The following is an 18154-nucleotide window of genomic DNA, read 5'->3' as shown; positions in this document are numbered from 1 at the left end:
CCTATGCTTTATAACTAATAGGTTTACCATACCGACTTCGCTCCCCCACATCAATCTACATTTCTTTGTAGGATTAACATGCAGGCAGCTAAACCAAGAAGCCTGAGACTCTGAGCCTCAGGCTTCTTGGTTACCGATTATGGTATATAGCTTACCGTGGCCTCATCCACGCTCATCGAGCTTGCATTGCCTCCGATCGATGAACCTAGCTTGTCGACCTTGGTCACGCTAGCATAACGGTAGCTCCACTGTGAGCCTCGCAGCTCACCATTGACATAGACATCGAACTTTTTCGTTGTCGTATTGATGATGACTTTGAGTTGGTAGGGTTCGCCATTCGTGGTCGAGGTCTGTATATTCGTTGCCGTACCGCCATTGTAGCCCCAAATTCTGCCTGCTTGCATAATGAGATGAGCAGCACTGTTGTTCGAGGTGAGGCTGCTGTCAGAGACGACCAGCGCATTTTTCCAGTTGTCATCATCTGCTATGACAGTCGCTTCTGCAATAACCGTGCTGTTTGCCGGAGCGGTAAACACCTTATACGCTTCCGCTTTGCCACTAGTGGACGTAGTCGTCAATTTGAGGGATTTGTTCGATCCGCTCACCGTTTGTACCACGCCTGTGTTCCCAGTCACGCCGCCGTTATCAAACACCCAACCACCTTGCCCATTCACATTGCCAAGCGCAAGACCATCAAACTCTTCATCGATAAGGGAAGTTAACGTAAGAGGCTTATACGATATCTTCACATCGTCTACGCTCATTGAGCTTGCGTTGCCAGCAATGGATGTAGAGAACTTGTCGAGCGTAGCCACGTTGTAACGGTAGTCCCAGCCCGTAGCGAGCAGCGCATCGTTGACGTAGACGTCGAATTTTTTCGTTGACGCGTTGATCACGACTTTCAGACGATACGGCTGACCATTCGTAATCCCCGTTAATACATCGGTTTTGGTGCTTCCGTTATAGCCCCAAATCTTACCGGCTTGCATGACAAGTTGAGCAGCATTGTTATTGGACGCTATGCTGCTATCAGCGACGATGAGTGCATTTTTCCAATTGGCATCATCCGCTATGACAGTTGCTTCCGCTGTGATGTAACCGTTCTGCGGGGCATTAAACAGACGATAGGCTTCGGCACTTCCGCTTGTGGAGCCTGTCGTTACTTTCAGCGATTTTTCCGTGTTATCTGCGTTTAACGGCTGTACAACAACGGTATTCGCAGCAACGCCAGCGTTGTTGAAAATCCAGCCATGTTGCCCAGTCAGTGAACCCGGCAGCATGTCATCGAAATCTTCGTTTACCGTATAACCAGTAATCGGTACGCCAGTAGGCGTTGCAAAATACGCCTTGATACTTTTGCCACCTGCACCGTTCACATTGACAGTAAGTGTAGTCGTACCGCCGCTTGTGCTCGTTGTGACCCGTGAATCTTTATACACAACAGGTCCCAGATTTTGCGTAAGCGTCAGCTGAATCGTGCCCGTATTGGACAGCGTCGGATCGGATACGGAAACTTCCGTGCCATTCTCCGTTGTATGAACCATCACGGACGCCTTTTTGTTGCTGGTGACGCCGCTCACTGTTTTGGTAGCATCATTCCAGAAGTTAATGCCTAGTATGCCTAATGAATTTTCTTTGACTGCTTGTGCATCACCCGAGTTCTCAACTACCGTAATATCCGGGTTTAATGCATAGGTGTCCACCTGCCCGCTAGTCTTGCCTGGTAGAAGTACATAAGCGTAAGTGCCATTCATCGGATTCGTACCATGGTCGAACCACAGATTCATGTAGTTGCGTGTAAAATTCGTCGTGTAATCGGTGCCCAGATTGTAGAGATTGATGCTCGACCATTGGTCTGTACGCGCTTCACGCAATCCCTTAAGCGTAGTTGTCGTAGGGAAGTAGTAACCCACATCCGAACCGGCCACACTTCCTGCCAAATGAATACGATTGACACCCGTCATTGTCTCGGCCCAGCCAAGTGATGACGTTTTAGCTACACCATTAACGATGAGCGCATTGTTTCCGCTGCTGTTCAGCTTGCGGTTATCGACAATCGTTTCGACAACTTTACTATCCGTAGACGTAATGCCTGCGCCAAGATTCACGATTTCATCATCAAACATAAACCAGGATTTCTTCGCTGTGAGATTGTAGCCATTAGCCGTGTATTGCATCCCTGTTGCTCCGTACAAGCCTGCGACTTCTGTGCCTCCGACCCAACTATTCGGATTTTTGGCATTAGCTGCAGCCGTGGTATTCTGATTAACAGTCGTACCTGGCATGCGATAACTATTGACAGTTGGCCAGAAGGAATCTTTATATTGTGTCAAATCCGAGTTGTACAAATAGGTCATTCCGTCACCGGTATGCCAACCCCTCAGATTAACATTATTGATAAGCTCATAATTCCCGATTCGATTGGACGACATGCTGACACCAAAGGCAAATCCTGGTCTATGGTGAACAGCTCTTGCCATACTAGGATATTGTTTATTCATGATTAGCGGTGCTCTTGGCGTAACGGAGGTATCACCCTCGATTAGCTTCGCTTGGACAATATCGCTCATCATGACCAAATCCGCATACTTCGTAGGCGAAGTGGCTTCCAGCAACCATTTTTTGATCATCGATTTATAAGCCGCACGATCGCTGGCATTGGGTGCGGACAGTGCCATCCGAACCACGGCAGGCCCAATCGCTTTAATCGAAGTTAATCCTTTATCATCGTCTCTAAAACCAGCAATGCCTCTTCCTCTGACATTATCAAACATGGAGTTATTATAGTAGAGCGGTTCAAAAGCCGTATAAATCCATTGATAAATGTTATTCACATCCGAATCCACGATATCCCAAGTGGACCCCGCTACGACATACATCAATTTCGTCAAATTATCGAGCAAAGCTGTGCCGTATCCTCCGTTGTAAGGAATGAGTGCGGTATGCTGAATGAAGGAACCATCGCTGTACACACCTTCTCCGGAAGTCACATAATCAAATACCGAGCTAAGTTGGTCTCTGCCCTCGATAATTTTGGCGCTGTTCTTGACGATAATGCCGCTTTGAATTTTAATGTAGCAAGCCCACACGCGATTGGCTCCAGTTAAGCCAGTTCCCCATGCAAGCGCTTGCCAATCGATAACGGCATGCCAATTGCTAATTTGCGTAGGTGTTAAACTGTCATACAACCACGTCGTGATGTTATTGATAACGAGCGGTGACGTAACCTGCCAGTCAAACCAATTGTCGTACCCTCTTTTAGGAATGGTGGTATTGTATCTGTTCGTATACATCCAATCCATGGCACTGATAATATCTGCACGCAACGTTGCATTGTTTTGAAGCGTTGAACCTCTCGTTACATAAGCCAGCGTCATCGCTTCTAACCGTTGGTAGCTTTGGGAAACGTGCTCCGACTCCGTTGTCGTTGCCAAGACACTCCACAGATAAGTTCTATTTGTACTCTTATCCATCCAATCCCAGTAGTTCTGTGCTTGAGTCGTAATATTCGTAATCTTGACGCTGATGTCCGAATCAGCCGTATCGTACGTAGATCCTCCTGTTGTAAAATCGTACATTTTCGCGCGCAAGGTGTCATACTCATCTGCGGCTTGTGCAGGTTGAACAGGTAGTGCCACAACGTTGATGACCAGAGCTAACAACAATATAAGCGCTTTCACAACTAGTGCTTTACCTTTTAACATAAATATCTCCTCTCATAAATAAATTGTCTATCCGCTTGAATTATAGGTGGTGATTTAACGTTAGAACAATATACAAGATTCCTGTCGATGAAAAAAAGCTCCTCTTCATGGTTGGAATATGATTAACCATACCAATGGAAGAGGAGCTTATGACTGAACGAGATGTTAGGCTAACTCTAAGTGAAAACCTTATTGCATATAGCTCACGTTGACATCATCAACGCTCATCGAGCTAGCGTTGCCGCCAATGGATGAACCCAGTCTATCAACTTTAGTCAGACCGGAATAGCGATAATTCCATTGCAAGCCACGCAGCTCGCCATTCACGTAGACATCGAATTTTTTCGTCGCTGTGTTGATAATGACTTTAAGACGGTAAGGTTCACCGTTCGTCGTTGAGGTCAGAATGTTCGTTTGCGTGCCACCGTTGTAGCCCCAGATTTTGCCGTTCTGCATGATCAGATGAGCGGCAATGTTGCTTGAAGTGAGACTGCTGTCGGATACGACTAAAGCATTCTTCCAGTTGTTATCATCGGCAGTCACGGTTGCTTCTACAATCACCGTGCTGTTTGCCGGTGCGGTAAAAGCGTGATACGCCTCGGCTTTGCCGCTGGTGGACGTTGTTGTTAACTTAGCGGCTTTGTTCGTTCCGCTCACTGTCTGCACTACGCCCGTATTTCCAGTGACGCCGCCGTTATCGAACACCCAACCGCCTTGCCCGTTCAAATTACCAAGCGTCAAGCCGTCAAACTTCTCATCGACGAGGGACGTTAATGTCAAAGGCTTATACGCTACTTTCACATTATCCACGCTCATCGAGCTCGCATTGCCGGCGATGGAAGATGACACTTTGTCGAGCGTGGCTACCGTCGAGAAGCGATAATTCCAGCCCGAGGCGAGCAACGCATCGTTAACATAGACGTCATATTTTTTCGTAGTCGGATTAATGACGACCTTCAAGCGGTACGGCTGGCCACTCGTAATCCCCGTTAACACATCGGTTTTGGTGCTGCCGTTATAACCCCAAATTTTGCCGTTTTGCATAACTAATTGTGTAGCTACGTTATTGGAAGTCTGGTTGTTGTCTGAAATAATAAGCGCATTCTTCCAATTCGTATCATCGGCTGTGACTGTGGCTTCTGCTAGGATGTAACCGTCTTGCGGGGCATTAAACAGACGATAAGCTTCGGCACTCCCACTTGTAGAAGCTGCCGTTACTTTTAATAATTTGTCCGTGGCAGAGCCATTGTCCTTCTGTACGACAACCGTATTCGCAGCCACGCCTGCATTATTGAACATCCAGCCGTTCTGACCCGTTAGATCGCCAGGCAGCATGTCGTCAAAATCTTCATTCACTGTATAGCCAGCGATCGGAACACCTGTCGGCGTTGCAAAGAATGCCTTGATGCTTTTACCACCTGCACCGCTAACATTAATCGTGAGGGTCGTTGTACCGCCGCTCGTGCTCGTTGTAATTCTTGAATCCTTATACACAACAGGTCCCAGATTTTGCGCAATCGTTAATTGAATCGTACCTGTATTGGACAGAGTTGGGTCGGAAACGGAAACCTCGGTTCCATTCTCGCCTGTGCGGACCATGACGGATGCCTTTTTGTTGCTCGTCACGCCGCTCACCGTTTTGGAAGCATCATTCCAGAAGTTAATGCCTAGAATGCCGAGTGCATTTTCCTTCACAGCCTGTGCATCTGTGGAGTTCTCCACGATCGTGATGTCCGGATTGGCAACATACGCGTCCAACTCCCCGCTGGACTTGCCTGGCAGTGTTACATAAGCGTAGGTGCCGTTCGTTGGATTCGTGCCATGATCAAACCAGAAATTCACGTAGTTGCGTGTATAGTTCGTCAAGTAGGCAGGATCTGCCGAAAGGTTCACACTATACCAATTGTCTGTTCGCGCCTCGCGCACACCCTTGATTGTCGCTGCTGTCGGGAAGTAATAGCCGACATCTGATCCTGCCACATTGCCGGCCAAGTGAATTTTGTTCACGCCGGTCATCGTTTCGCTCCAACCTAACGCGGATGATTTAGCCGCACCATTGACGGTCAGCGCATTGTTGCCGCTGCTGTTCAATTTGCGATTCTCAACAATTGATTCTACAACCTTGTTGTCTGTGGACGTAATGCCTGCGCCAAGGCTCACGATTTCATCATCGAACTGGAACCAAGATTTCTTCGCTGTGAGATTGTAGCCATTGGCGGTGTACTGCATACCCGTAGCTCCGTACAAACCGGAGATTTCCGTGCCGCCAACCCAAGTGTTTGGATTTTTCGCGTTGGCTGTTGCCGTTGTGTTTTGATTAACGGTCGTACCAGGCAAGCGATAGCTATTCACGGTCGGCCAATAATTATCCTTATACTGGGTCAAGTCGGCATCGTAGAGATACGTCATCCCGTCACCCGTATGCCAGCCTTTTACATTCTCATTGTTAATGAGTTCAAAATTCCCGATTTTGTTCGAAGACATACTGATACCAAAAGCGAATCCTGGTCTAAGGTGGATCGCTCTAGCCATGTTCGGGTATTGTTTGTTCTTGACAATTGCATCTCTTATCGTTACCGAAGGATCGCTCATAATTTGTTTCGCTTGCACGATAGAGCTAATCATCACCAAATCCGAATACTTGGTAGGTGACGTAGCCTCTGTCATCCACTTTTTAACCATAGATTTAAACGCTGCGCGATCATCGGCGGAAGGGGCGGACAACGCCATCCTTGCTACGCCTGCTCCTAGCGTCCCCATGGATGTTAATCCCAAATCATCATTTCCTTTTCTTGAAATATTGCGTCCTTTGACCATATCGACCATCGAAGTATTATAAAATAGCGGTTCAAAAGCATTGTAAATCCATTGATAACTGTTATCGACATCCGGATCTGTAATATCCCACGTGGAACCTGCGATGATATACATGACCTTTGTCAAATTATCAATCAAGTTAATACCATAACCACCGTTATAAGCAATGAGTGCAGTATGTTGAAGAAACGAACCATCGCTATACATGCCTTCGCCAGAAGTCACATAATCAAATACGGGACTAAGCTGGTCTCTCCCCAAAATGATTTTGGCACTATTCTTCACAATAATGCCACTTGTAATTTTAATGTTGCAGGCCCATACGCGATTGGCTCCAGTTAGGCCAGCACTCCATTGAAGCGCTTGATAGTCGATGACGGCATGCCAATTGGTAATCTGCGTCGAGGTTAAACTCGAATAAATCCAAGTCGTGATGTTATTAATGCTGAGTGGCGAGGAGATCTGCCAGTCGAACCAGTTGTCATAACCTCTATACACGACGCTTGTGTTATATCTGTTCGTGTACATCCAGTCCATGCCGCTAATAATATCCGCCAGCAAAGCGGCGTTATTTTTTAGTGTTGAACCTCTTGTCACATAAGCTAGCGTCATGGCTTCTAACCGTGCGTAACTACCAGAGACATGCTCGGACTCTGTTGTCGTGGCCAAATCACTCCACAGGTAGGTTCTTCCTACGCTCTTATTCATCGTATCCCAGTTCGTCTGTGCAGCCGTCACAATATTGGTGATCTTGCCGCTGATGTCTGGATCATTCGGATCGTACGTCGGTCCTCCAGTCGTTAAATCAAAAACCTTTTGTCGCAGGGTGTCATACTCATCTGCCGCATAGGCAGAGTTCATTGGCAGTGCATGAAAGGTAACTGTCATAACCAAAACCAATAAAAGCGCTTTCAATAAACGTAATTTAATCATTAATAATCCCCTTTCATATTGAAATGGCTTCCTTCCCGAACAAATTCGCTGCAGGAAGGAAGCACATGATGAACTACTTGTATGAATTTATCATTCTTAATTTATAATGCTTATTTCGTCAACAATTTATAGTAATCTTTTGTATAAATAACGTCTTTCTTGTTATCTGTATAGGCTTTCGTGTAGAAGTCATCGACTTTCTTACCGCCGCCTTTTTCCCAAGCGTCTTGTGCATCTTTCATCGCTTGATCAACCGTATAACTTGCTCCACCTACAACAGCTTTTGTATAAATGTTGATGAGTGTATTCTTCAACGTGTTTTTAATAACTGTCAAATCATCTGGCAATGTTATTGGCAATACGATCTCGGACGTTGTTGGACGATCTGGCGAGATATAAGCTTCTCTACCTTGCTTAATTAAGTCGATATACGCTTTATCATTTGGCTTAGAAGGATCCAATGTGTTCGTGTAGTCTACACATTTGCCCATTGTGCCTGTTTGGGACATCATTTGGAAATCGCCATTCCAGTTCAATTCTTTTTTGTTTTTCTCAGCATCTATTGGTTTCGGGCAGCCATCTACCGTCTTGTAGTGTACGCCTTCCATTCCATACATCAATGTCTTTTGAACATCTGGGTTCATTAACCAATCCACGTATTGAACAACAGCTTCTACGTTTTTCGCAGTTGCATTAATTGCGGAAGTAAATTGCATTGGAACAGCACCAGCTGGTGAGAATTGACCGATTTCAGACTTCGGAAGCGGTAGAATCGTTACCTTCGCATCTGGATTATTTTTGATCAACGTATTGTAAACGTCGTAACCTTTCGCGCCTTCAAGAACATCTGAACCGTAGATGCCAAGCTTGCCGTTAACCCAATCCTGCTTTGCCTTTTCCATGTTTTTATCTGTGAATGTATCTTTATCAACAGTACCAGCATCATAAAGAGCCTTTCTGAATGCTAAATCTGCTTTTGGACGATCCCATGTGCGAACATATTGATCATTGATCAAGTGGTAGGACGTAACCATCCCTAATGTCTCATCACTCGCTTGACCTAATTGATAGAAATAATCGACATCAAAGAAAGTGGAACCCAGTGTATCTTTCTTACCATTGCCATCTGGATCTTGTTCTGTGAACGCTTTCGCAACTTTCAAATACTCTTCCGTCGTTTTCGGCATTGGAAGCTTCAATTTATCCAACCAATCTTGACGGATCATCACATAGTGATTCGCTGAAAATGGCAATGTGCGACCCATGAAGAACGTTTTTCCATTATATCTCGTTAATTTCTGTAGTGACTCATTCGCGGAAATCACCTTTTTGTAATTCGTGGAATACTTCGCAATCGCATCATCCAGTGCAATAATTTGCCCTTTGGATGCCAAATCCTTCATGTAAGGATTCGAGAATTCCATGATCAAGTCTGGTGCTTGCCCGGAAGCGAACAATACGTTCCATTTCTCGGAAGAATTCGTACGTGGAACTGGGATAAATTCAACTTGTACAGGCGCATTCTCATTAATCCACTTTGTCCAACGGTTGTTCGTAATTGTGCCTTCACCCTCAGGGACATTGTTACGATCATAGATAGAAACGGTAATTTTCGGCTTAGGTCCAGCAGGTTTCGCACTTGCCGCAGCTGTGCTTGCAGAACCTGGCGTCGTCGTTGCAGTATCTGTCTTCTTATCGGATGCACAAGCTGTTAGAAGTGCTGTGCTTGAGAGTACAAGTGCTAAGGATACGGACGTTGCTTTCATTTTGCTAATTTTCTTCATATGAATAAGTCACCCCTCATGTTATGTACGTGCAATTTTTAAGATAACCCCAATTATTTCATATCTTTGTACAGCTAAGCCTATCATGTTTCGCGCTGCACATCACCCCTTTCAAATTTTTACCATTACCCTTTCACAGCACCAATCATGACACCCTTCACAAAGAACCGTTGTAAGAATGGATAGACGATTAACATCGGTAATGTCATTACAATAACACCTGATGCTTTCACACCTTCCGGCGTGATCAATGCGGCCATTTCAGGCTGTGTATTGGTCAGCTCTTGCATTAAACTTTGATTCTGAATCATTTGTTGAACGAGTACCGCTAAATTCAACTTACTGGAATCATTAATATAAATCAGGACGTTCATAAAGGCGTTCCAATGAGCAACCCCATAGAATAAAGTTAATGCTGCGAGAACTGGCATTGACAATGGCAGTACAATCTGAATGATTAAGCGCCATTCAGAGCAGCCATCAATACGTGAAGCCTCCTCTAATTCTTCCGGCAATCCTTCGAAAAAGCTTCTCAAAACCAAAAGATTATACACCGTGATCAAACCAGGCAGCCACAGAGCGCCGTAACTATTGATAAGTCCCAGTTTTTGAACCAATAAATACGTAGGAATGAGTCCGGCTGAGAAGAGCATAGTGAAAATAATGGCGAATGAATAGAATTTGCGTCCGATAAAATAACGTTTAGACAAAGGGTATGCAGCCAGGATAGTGAACCCCATATTCAAGATTGTCCCTACTACTGTAATAATCACACTATTGGTAAAATCCTTGATGATAGGGCTTTCCTTGAAAAGTGCATTATAGCCATCCAGACTAAAATTAACAGGCCAAAAGCTAACGGTTCCAGACATTAACGCATGTTTATCACTGAGTGACAGAGCAAATATATGGACGATTGGCAACAAACAGCTGAGACCAATGATGGACAATAATAGATAGTTGAGGGTGTAAAAAACCTTTTCTCCCCGTGTATGTTTCATAAGCTTCTCCTTCTTAGCATAGTCAGTGTGCTGCGTGTTCGCCTACCATAAACCTTGGCCGAAGCGGCGTGCAATCCGATTAGCTGCAAGTACTAAAATGAGTCCTACCAAGGATTCAAACAATCCCATGGCTGTCGCAAGGCTGAAATTCGCTTGTTGGATACCGATTTTGTACATAAAGGTACTAATAACCTCAGATATTTCAAGAACAGCATTATTCTGGAGTACAAACACTTGGTCGAACCCTAATTCCATCAGGTGTCCGATCTTCAAGATCAACATAATGATAATCGTTGGCAAAATCCCAGGCAGTGTAATCCGAAACGTTTGCTGCCATTTATTCGCGCCGTCAATACTTGATGCTTCATATAAACTTTGGTCAATGGAGGTTAATGCTGCGAGATAAATAATGGCGTTCCAACCCGCTTCCTTCCATACACCTGACGCCAGATAGATGGAAATCCAAGAACCTTCTTTATATAAGAACGGATACGTTTCTCCAAAAATCTTTTCAATGAGATGACTAAGTGTGCCCGTACTTTGTGAAAACACCGTAACGACGATGCCTCCGACAATAACCCAGTTCAGAAAATGAGGTAGATACACTAGCGTCTGCATCACTCGCTTAAAGGCCATCTTCCTTACTTCATTGAGCAGCAGAGCTAATATGATAGGCATTGGGAAACCAATGATGATGCTTAACCCACTCAGTTTTAGCGTATTCCACACGATTGCAAAAATTTGTTTTGTCTGAAAAATCATTTTAAAGTTATCGAAAGCTGCCCAAGGGCTGCCCCAGATCCCTTTAATGAAGCTGTACTTCTTAAAGGCAATCACTAACCCCGTCATCGGGTAATATTTAAAAATAAGGAAGAAAGCGATGACAGGCACAAACATGATGTACAACGGAATGTTTTGTTTTAGTATGCGTTTGCCATACTTCCTTACTAACCAATTGCTCTTGGTTTTAACTGTACTCGCCTTCTGATTAACCATCGCTGGTGTTGAAGGAGGGAGTGTTTGACTCATCGGGTTCACATCCTTGCGCTGTAATTTGTTGAGCTCATCGTACCTGCTGATCCGCCACCTGGACAATATACATGATTTCGATCAGTTAACAGGTTGAATTATCTTGGATATTCATTGCCCGATATACACTTTTTCTGGCAATATACATGTGTAAAACGCTTCATATATCTGGCTTTCGTTCATCGTTAAACAAAATATTTTCTTACAAAATACGTGGTTGTGCAGCTCCAAGCATGGCAATAACTATTGATTAAATTGCTTCCATAAGGAGAGAATGATTTATCCGAAGGATTATACAACTCCCAGAAGCAGTCCGCTCCATCCTCGATCATACCTCCCCAATAGTAACGCATTCGTTCTAATGCTCGTTCTCTATACCCACTTGTGATCAACGCCTCAATGAGATGATGGTACATATACGGTGTGTTAATCGGAATGGCGGTTGGAAACTTATTCATGTTCTCCAGTAATGCCGCGTTCCTCTCCTGGCTTTGCACCTCAGCAAGGACCATCCAGATCTGTGAAGCCCACGAGACTTGAGCGTCACTTCCACTAATAAAGACCATTTTCTCCGCATCCCATAAATACGCCAAAGCAGCTGTGGTTAAAGCCTGGATGTCATTTTCCAATTGGGTACATTCATCCAACATCATCAGCTCATTAGCCAATGTTAAGCCTCGTTTTAAACAATAAATCAGCACAGCTTGCGCGGATGCCTGTTTGTTTAAATCTTGGTGCCAATCAATGAAGCACCACCCGGTTGCATCATCTTTTACCAAGTTATTAGGATCCAGTCGACGCAGTCCGATTCGAAGCTGTTCCCACGCAATAGACCACAGTTGTGAAAGTGTTTCCTTATCACCACTCGCGATATAATAATCATGGAGTGTCGCTACGAACAACAGCGAATAATCATACAGAAGTGTGTCATCCACATGCGGTTGTGGCTTCTCGAACACACAGGCGCCAACCTCCCCTCCATCCAGTCTCATCCCAGCAAATAAATATAAGCAGCGTTTAACGAGATCGTTATTTCCAAAAGTCTCATAATTAGCTAACGCTTGCAGCCGCAAATCTCCTATCCAAAGTCTGCGATCACGCTTAGGACCATCTTCGAAAACAGTTTGCATACAATCTGCAAGTGTCCGAATGCCAATATGATCCAATTTTTTCAATTCTAAACTCACATGATCCGGCAAAGGAATTACTCTAGTAACATCCGCAGAAGTTACAGTCGTACAACTAATTTCCGTAAATGCCACTTTATATTTCGGAGAAGTATCCAGTACGATCACCTTCATATAGCGGAAACAATATCGTCTAGGCAGTTTGATCACCGCTGGAAGTATATCTACATAGAAAGTTTCTTCCTGCAACCACGTGCGACTTAACCAACCTTGATAGTTCTCGAACGGCTCTGCCACTTCACAAGGCATTTCGCCAAAGATGAGCTTCAATCCGAGCGGTGCATCTGGAGGACTGCCAACAGCTGATATTCCTAACGTAATATAGCCCACACGATGATCGCCAAAGTCCAATGTAAAGCTGTCATCTTTACCAAAAGTCATAGCCTTGATCTCTTTGAAGCTCTGTACATTCCGAACACCCCACCCTTGAAAGGCATTGTCATCTGAGTAAACCTCAACAGACGTCTCCGGTATGACCTCAACTTCATAAAGCTTGGGTTGTAATGCTTCTGCAACATCCACATAATTCGGATTGATTTTCATCTTCTTAATGTACCTGCTGCTCCTATTTCCCAAAAAGAGCGATGACCTTGCAGCTTCGACAATGCTTCCATATAGTAGTAATCGCCGTAAATGAGCGGTTTGTTAATATTCTGATTGCCTGGCAAGTTGCCGGTCCCAGAAAGCAAGATTGCTTCTTCCGCATCATCTGCACGGTAACGGTGAGTTAATGACTGCAAGATCGAACACGCTTGTTCCTTATAAAAGAGTGCTTGATCGCCTTCGCATACCTCAGCTAAATCCAGCAATCCGCTTGCCGCTATCGCTGCGGCACTCGTATCGCGCGATGCACCTTCGAAGGTGGGCAATCGGAAGTCCCAGTACGGCACCTTATCCTCAGGTAAGTGTGAGAGGAAGAACCCCGCCGCATGCTTCGCTGCTTCCAGCAGGTCGGCACGGCCGGTATGACGGTAGCTGAGCACCGAGCCATAGATCGACCATGCCGAGCCCCGTGCCCATGCGGACTCTTCCGCATAGCCTTGGCCGCCAAGAGCGCCGGTGCGTTCCCCAGTCTCTGGGTCGAAGCAAACGACATGATACGCAGACCCATCCTTACGAATAAACTGCTTGATGACCATCTCAGCATGTGCTTCCGCGATATGCTTAAAGCGCGGATCGCCAGTTTGCTGCGAAGCCCAGTAGAGCAGTGGCAAATTCATCAAACAATCGATGATTGCCCATCCTACACGCTCCGGATGATTCCATGCCCGGATGAAGCTTCCCTTGATGTTGAATCGCCCCGCCAAATGGCTAGCTATCTTCAAAGCTCGACGTTTCGACTGTTCGTTGCCGGTCAGGTGCCAATTCGTGATCGAAGTTAATGTCCACATGAAGCCCATATCATGATCGAGAGCTTCATAAGCCTCGATGACAGTATCCATTTGTGTTTCACAGCTCTCAGCCAAGAGGCGTAATTGTTCATCTTGGCGATCTTGATAAATAAGCCACAAGATCCCTGGCCAGAACCCTGCTGTCCAGTAATGCGGCGAGGTCAATTGGAATTGCCCCTCATTCGATCCGTGAGGAAATGCTGCACCTACTCGCAGGCTCGTGTTCTTTACTTTGCGGACGCCTTGTTCCCAGGCATCTCCTATCCATTGTTCTTGTGTCATTCTCTACACTCCCTCCGTTGAATGTCCCAAGCATATCTATCGGAGGCCGCTTGCTCAATATACATGTTTTCGTTGGGTTAACAGGAACATGAAAAAGGCGCCATGCAAGGGAAATACCCTTGCTTGGCGCCTCTGTATCTTATCTTTTATCCTATATCGCTTCCAACTACCTCTTGCGCTCTACTTAACGTTTTCTCTTTGGCGGCAATCGTTTGTTCATATCTGGAAATTTTATGATCCAACCGTTCAAACACGCTCTTCATTTCTTCCATTCTTGTAAGTAGCTGCTCCCGCTGCTCGATCAAGAGTTCTTTTCTAGCCTCTAGGGTTTCATCGCCTTGCTGAAATAATCCAACGTATTGAATCAAGGTTTCAACGGGGAGACCTACGCCTCGCATACATTTAATAAATTCTACCCACTTGCAATCTTCTTCCAAATAATCTCTTATCCCATTCTTATTGCGGTTCACTCGTGGAATAAGACCGATTCGTTCATAATAGCGAAGTGTATCCTGAGATAAATCATACGTTTGGCTTACTTCCGCAATCAGCATTTAGACTGCACCCACTACCCGATGCGGAACATATTGCTCTTCTAATGAAGCAATTTCTTCCGGGGTTAATGTAACGGAAAGCGCAGCTACCGCATCATCCAGATGGGCGTCTTTCGTAACGCCGATAATCGGAGCCGTGACAGGTTCCTTCTGCAGCAACCAGGCAAGTGCAATTTGTGCCCGCGGCAGACTACGTTTTTCAGCAATGACAGCAAGTCGTTCCACAATTGGGAGATCCTTGCTTGCAAACGCATCATATTTGGATTTCTGCGCTTGGTCAGTTTCAGAACGATGTGTCGTTTCCGACCAGTCACGTGTTAACCTCCCTGATGCGAGTGGACTGTAGGGGATCACGCCGATTTTTTGATCCTTACAAAGCGGCATCATCTCCCGCTCCTCTTCGCGGTAAATGAGGTTTAGATGATTCTGCATCGATACAAACCGGGTCCACCCATTTTTTTCAGCGACATGTAATGCCTTCTGAAATTGCCATGCGTACATCGCAGAAGCACCAATATATCTTGCTTTTCCAGCTTTCACAACATCATGGAGGGCTTCCATCGTTTCTTCAATAGGGGTATGGTAATCCCAGCGATGGATTTGATAAAGATCTACATAATCCGTTCCTAGTCGCTTAAGGCTCTTGTCAATCTCACTCAAGATTGCTTTTCGGGACAAACCAGCCCCATTGGGACCTTGATGCATACGAAAATGAACCTTTGTCGCGATGACAAGCTCATCTCGGTTCGCATAATCTTTCAGTGCTCGTCCAACAATCTCTTCGCTTGTTCCGTCCGAATAAATATTAGCCGTATCAAAAAAATTGATACCGAGCTCTAATGCCCTTTTGATAATAGGCCGACTGTTTTCCTCATTAAGGACCCAAGGATGCGTCCACCGCTCAGCAACACCAAAGCTCATACAACCCAGACTGATTCGCGATACGTCCAAGCCCGTATTTCCAAGTTTCACATAGTCCATCTTCGTGTTCCTCGCTTTCCTATACATCGTATTTGCTACCTCTTCATTCTACCCCTTGGAGTTAACTCCAAGTCAAGACAAGATTTATCTTGTTCCTATTCTCATGACAATGAACGCATCAAGGTAAATTGCTTTGCTAGAAACACTGGTGTATAGGGCATATCCTTGCGGAGCCAAGCAACAATCGTTCCGATTAAAGCGGAAGAACCGTACCAGATAGCAATATCCTTTTGAACACCATTCGTAGTTAACGCAGAGTCTCCACCCATTCTTTCTATTCTTAAAGTAATTAATTCCGTCAACAAATTTAACAATCTCTCCGTAAAGATCGGCGTACGTCTGGACGCAAGGACGACTTTATAAAACTTAGCATTCTCAGCAAAATGCTCAAGCAAGTTCACCAGCATCGACCAATCATCTTCTTCGGTCATGGGTTGACTTTCTGAAGTCATGTTCAAACTACGATGGATGTCTTCAATCATGTCATCTGCTATTTTCTCCATCATATCTGGGATGTCCTTATAATGAAGATAAAAAGTAACACGGTTGATTGTGGCACGCTCTGCGATCCGATTCACGGAAATTTTCTCAATATCCATCTCCTGAAGTAACTCTATAAAAGCATCTTTCAGCAATTGACGTGTGCGAATAACTCGCGGGTCTGTACGTGTTGTTCGATTATCCATAGTTCTAATGTCCTCTACTCTTACATGATAATTGGGTGAAACATGTATTTATTTACGCCATTTTAAAACGTGTAAATTATACTACAATCTGTAAATTTAGTCTAATGAGCACTTTATTCACATCATTCAGTAAGCTTACATGACATGTAAATTTTGATTGCCCAATTGGCCGGAATAGGGTAAAACTATACTAATAACTTTTTACTCTATTTTAAAATTGTGAAGGTGGATGACAGCGTGTTAGTTCAAGTGGACAATGATGTAGCAGCAAGAGAATATGTAAATGGCATTTACGAAACTGTAGTCAAAAGAAACCCCAACGAAACAGAGTTCCATCAAGCTGTGAAAGAGATTATCGAGTCACTGATTCCGGTTCTCTCCAAGCAACCGAAGTATATCAAACACGGCATTCTTGAGCGTCTTGTAGAGCCTGAGCGTTTAATTACGTTCCGAGTACCTTGGGTAGATGACCAAGGCTTTACACAAGTGAATCGCGGTTTCCGCGTTCAATTCAACAGTGCAATTGGACCTTACAAAGGTGGCTTGCGTTTCCACCCTTCTGTTAATGCCAGTATTATCAAATTTCTTGGATTTGAACAAACATTCAAAAATTCCCTTACAGGTCAGCCGATTGGCGGCGGTAAAGGCGGCGCCGATTTTGATCCTAAAGGCAAGTCTGACAATGAAATCATGCGTTTCACTCAAAGTTTCATGACAGAGCTTTATAAATATATCGGTCAAGACACAGACGTGCCAGCTGGCGATATCGGCGTAGGCGCTCGTGAGATTGGTTACATGTTCGGACAGTACAAACGCATTAGCGGCGTGCATGAATCTGGTGTTCTGACAGGCAAAGGTATCATCTATGGCGGAAGCTTAGGTCGTACCGAAGCCACTGGCTATGGTTGTGTGTACTTTGTGAATGAAATGCTGCAAGCCCAAGGACTAAGCTTTGAGGGCAGCACAGTCGTCGTTTCAGGTTCCGGTAACGTTGCCACCTACTCCATCGAGAAAGCGGTTCAGCTAGGCGCGACAGTCGTTGCATGCAGCGACTCTAATGGCTACATTTATGATCCAAAAGGCATTTGCCTCGAAACGGTTAGACGCCTCAAAGAAGTTGAGAGATCCAGAATCAGCGAGTATGTCAAAGAACACCCTCACGCAACCTACCATGAAGGCTGTAATGGCATCTGGACGATTCCGTGCGATATCGCGCTTCCTAGCGCCACACAGAACGAGATTAATGAGGATGCTGCTAAAATTCTTGTACGTAACGGTGTCAAAGCTGTCGGTGAAGGTGCGAACATGCCATCGACTCTGGAAGCCATTGACGTCTTCCTGCAAGCAGGCGTGCTATTTGGGCCGGCAAAGGCCGCTAATGCAGGCGGAGTTGCCGTATCCGCTCTTGAGATGTCACAGAACAGCATGAGATACTCCTGGCAGTTCCATGAGGTTGACGATAAGCTTCATGCCATCATGAAAAATATCTACAGAAGCGCTGTCCAAGCTGCTGAGGAATATGGCCATCCAGGTAACTTTGTCGTTGGTGCCAATATTGCAGGATTTACCAAAGTGGCTGACGCCATGATCGCTCAAGGTGTTGTTTAAGAAGCATAAGGCTAGCCGTAGTTAAAGTACCTAACATGTCTTTCTATTGCTAGGTACAAGTAATAGACATGGCATGGGAACTTTAGTGCCTTAAAGTGATAGGGTGTCCCAGAGTAGTTTCAGCTACTTTGGGACACCCTATTTTTGGTATGCTCGACCTCGGCGCTGCTGGCAGTTGCTTGCTTGCGCACAAAAAT

At 45.1% G+C, this 18154-nt stretch carries 11 protein-coding genes; 1 reads left to right on the top strand and 10 read right to left on the bottom strand.

Annotation, left to right across the window (positions count from 1 at the left end):
* Positions 1-137 precede the first annotated feature (137 nt).
* From AC58QT_RS33585 to AC58QT_RS33540, 10 genes are all read right to left on the bottom strand, one after another.
* Positions 138-3704, bottom strand: a complete 3567-nt coding sequence (locus AC58QT_RS33585; RefSeq protein ID WP_497412782.1) for a polysaccharide lyase 8 family protein — start codon at positions 3702-3704, stop codon at positions 138-140.
* A gap of 189 nt (positions 3705-3893) precedes the next feature.
* Positions 3894-7454, bottom strand: a complete 3561-nt coding sequence (locus tag AC58QT_RS33580) for a polysaccharide lyase 8 family protein (RefSeq protein WP_497412781.1) — start codon at positions 7452-7454, stop codon at positions 3894-3896.
* A 110-nt stretch (positions 7455-7564) separates the two neighbouring features.
* Complete coding sequence (locus AC58QT_RS33575) at positions 7565-9238, bottom strand: extracellular solute-binding protein (protein WP_497412780.1); 1674 nt, start codon at positions 9236-9238, stop codon at positions 7565-7567.
* A gap of 125 nt (positions 9239-9363) precedes the next feature.
* The gene (locus AC58QT_RS33570; protein ID WP_497412779.1) at positions 9364-10239 is read right to left on the bottom strand and encodes a carbohydrate ABC transporter permease; all 876 of its coding nucleotides are present in this window, start codon (positions 10237-10239) and stop codon (positions 9364-9366) included.
* 42 nt (positions 10240-10281) lie between these two features.
* Positions 10282-11268 (bottom strand): ABC transporter permease, encoded by a 987-nt coding sequence (locus AC58QT_RS33565; RefSeq protein ID WP_497412778.1) that lies wholly within the window; start codon positions 11266-11268, stop codon positions 10282-10284.
* A gap of 185 nt (positions 11269-11453) precedes the next feature.
* Positions 11454-12998: an alpha-L-rhamnosidase-related protein gene (locus AC58QT_RS33560; RefSeq protein ID WP_497412777.1), complete on the bottom strand. Its 1545-nt coding sequence runs from the start codon at positions 12996-12998 to the stop codon at positions 11454-11456.
* The gene (locus AC58QT_RS33555) at positions 12995-14128 is read right to left on the bottom strand and encodes a glycoside hydrolase family 88 protein (protein WP_497412776.1); all 1134 of its coding nucleotides are present in this window, start codon (positions 14126-14128) and stop codon (positions 12995-12997) included. Before AC58QT_RS33555 ends, AC58QT_RS33560 begins: the two co-directional genes overlap by 4 nt.
* A 146-nt stretch (positions 14129-14274) precedes the next feature.
* Positions 14275-14682, bottom strand: coding sequence for a MerR family transcriptional regulator (locus AC58QT_RS33550; RefSeq protein ID WP_497412775.1), 408 nt, complete (start codon positions 14680-14682; stop codon positions 14275-14277).
* Positions 14683-15663, bottom strand: a complete 981-nt coding sequence (locus AC58QT_RS33545; protein ID WP_497412791.1) for an aldo/keto reductase — start codon at positions 15661-15663, stop codon at positions 14683-14685. It abuts the gene before it with no gap.
* A 101-nt stretch (positions 15664-15764) separates the two neighbouring features.
* Complete coding sequence (locus tag AC58QT_RS33540) at positions 15765-16349, bottom strand: TetR/AcrR family transcriptional regulator (RefSeq protein WP_497412774.1); 585 nt, start codon at positions 16347-16349, stop codon at positions 15765-15767.
* A 237-nt stretch (positions 16350-16586) separates the two neighbouring features.
* Here AC58QT_RS33540 and gdhA point away from each other — a divergent pair, with 237 nt between their 5' ends.
* A complete protein-coding gene (gdhA, locus tag AC58QT_RS33535; RefSeq protein ID WP_497412773.1) occupies positions 16587-17957 on the top strand; it encodes an NADP-specific glutamate dehydrogenase in 1371 nt (456 codons plus the stop codon).
* Positions 17958-18154 lie beyond the last annotated feature (197 nt).

The sequence above is a fragment of the Paenibacillus sp. J31R109 genome (assembly GCF_059692055.1).
This window is presented reverse-complemented; position numbering and strand designations above follow the sequence as displayed.

Coding starts and splice junctions, on each gene's coding strand:
- AC58QT_RS33575 (WP_497412780.1), bottom strand. CDS start 9,238: ATGAAGAAAATTAGCAAAATGAAAGCAACGTCCGTATCCTTAGCACTT.
- AC58QT_RS33545 (WP_497412791.1), bottom strand. CDS start 15,663: ATGGACTATGTGAAACTTGGAAATACGGGCTTGGACGTATCGCGAATC.
- AC58QT_RS33585 (WP_497412782.1), bottom strand. CDS start 3,704: ATGTTAAAAGGTAAAGCACTAGTTGTGAAAGCGCTTATATTGTTGTTA.
- AC58QT_RS33570 (WP_497412779.1), bottom strand. CDS start 10,239: ATGAAACATACACGGGGAGAAAAGGTTTTTTACACCCTCAACTATCTA.
- AC58QT_RS33565 (WP_497412778.1), bottom strand. CDS start 11,268: ATGAGTCAAACACTCCCTCCTTCAACACCAGCGATGGTTAATCAGAAG.
- AC58QT_RS33580 (WP_497412781.1), bottom strand. CDS start 7,454: ATGATTAAATTACGTTTATTGAAAGCGCTTTTATTGGTTTTGGTTATG.
- AC58QT_RS33540 (WP_497412774.1), bottom strand. CDS start 16,349: ATGGATAATCGAACAACACGTACAGACCCGCGAGTTATTCGCACACGT.
- AC58QT_RS33560 (WP_497412777.1), bottom strand. CDS start 12,998: ATGAAAATCAATCCGAATTATGTGGATGTTGCAGAAGCATTACAACCC.
- AC58QT_RS33550 (WP_497412775.1), bottom strand. CDS start 14,682: ATGCTGATTGCGGAAGTAAGCCAAACGTATGATTTATCTCAGGATACA.
- AC58QT_RS33555 (WP_497412776.1), bottom strand. CDS start 14,128: ATGACACAAGAACAATGGATAGGAGATGCCTGGGAACAAGGCGTCCGC.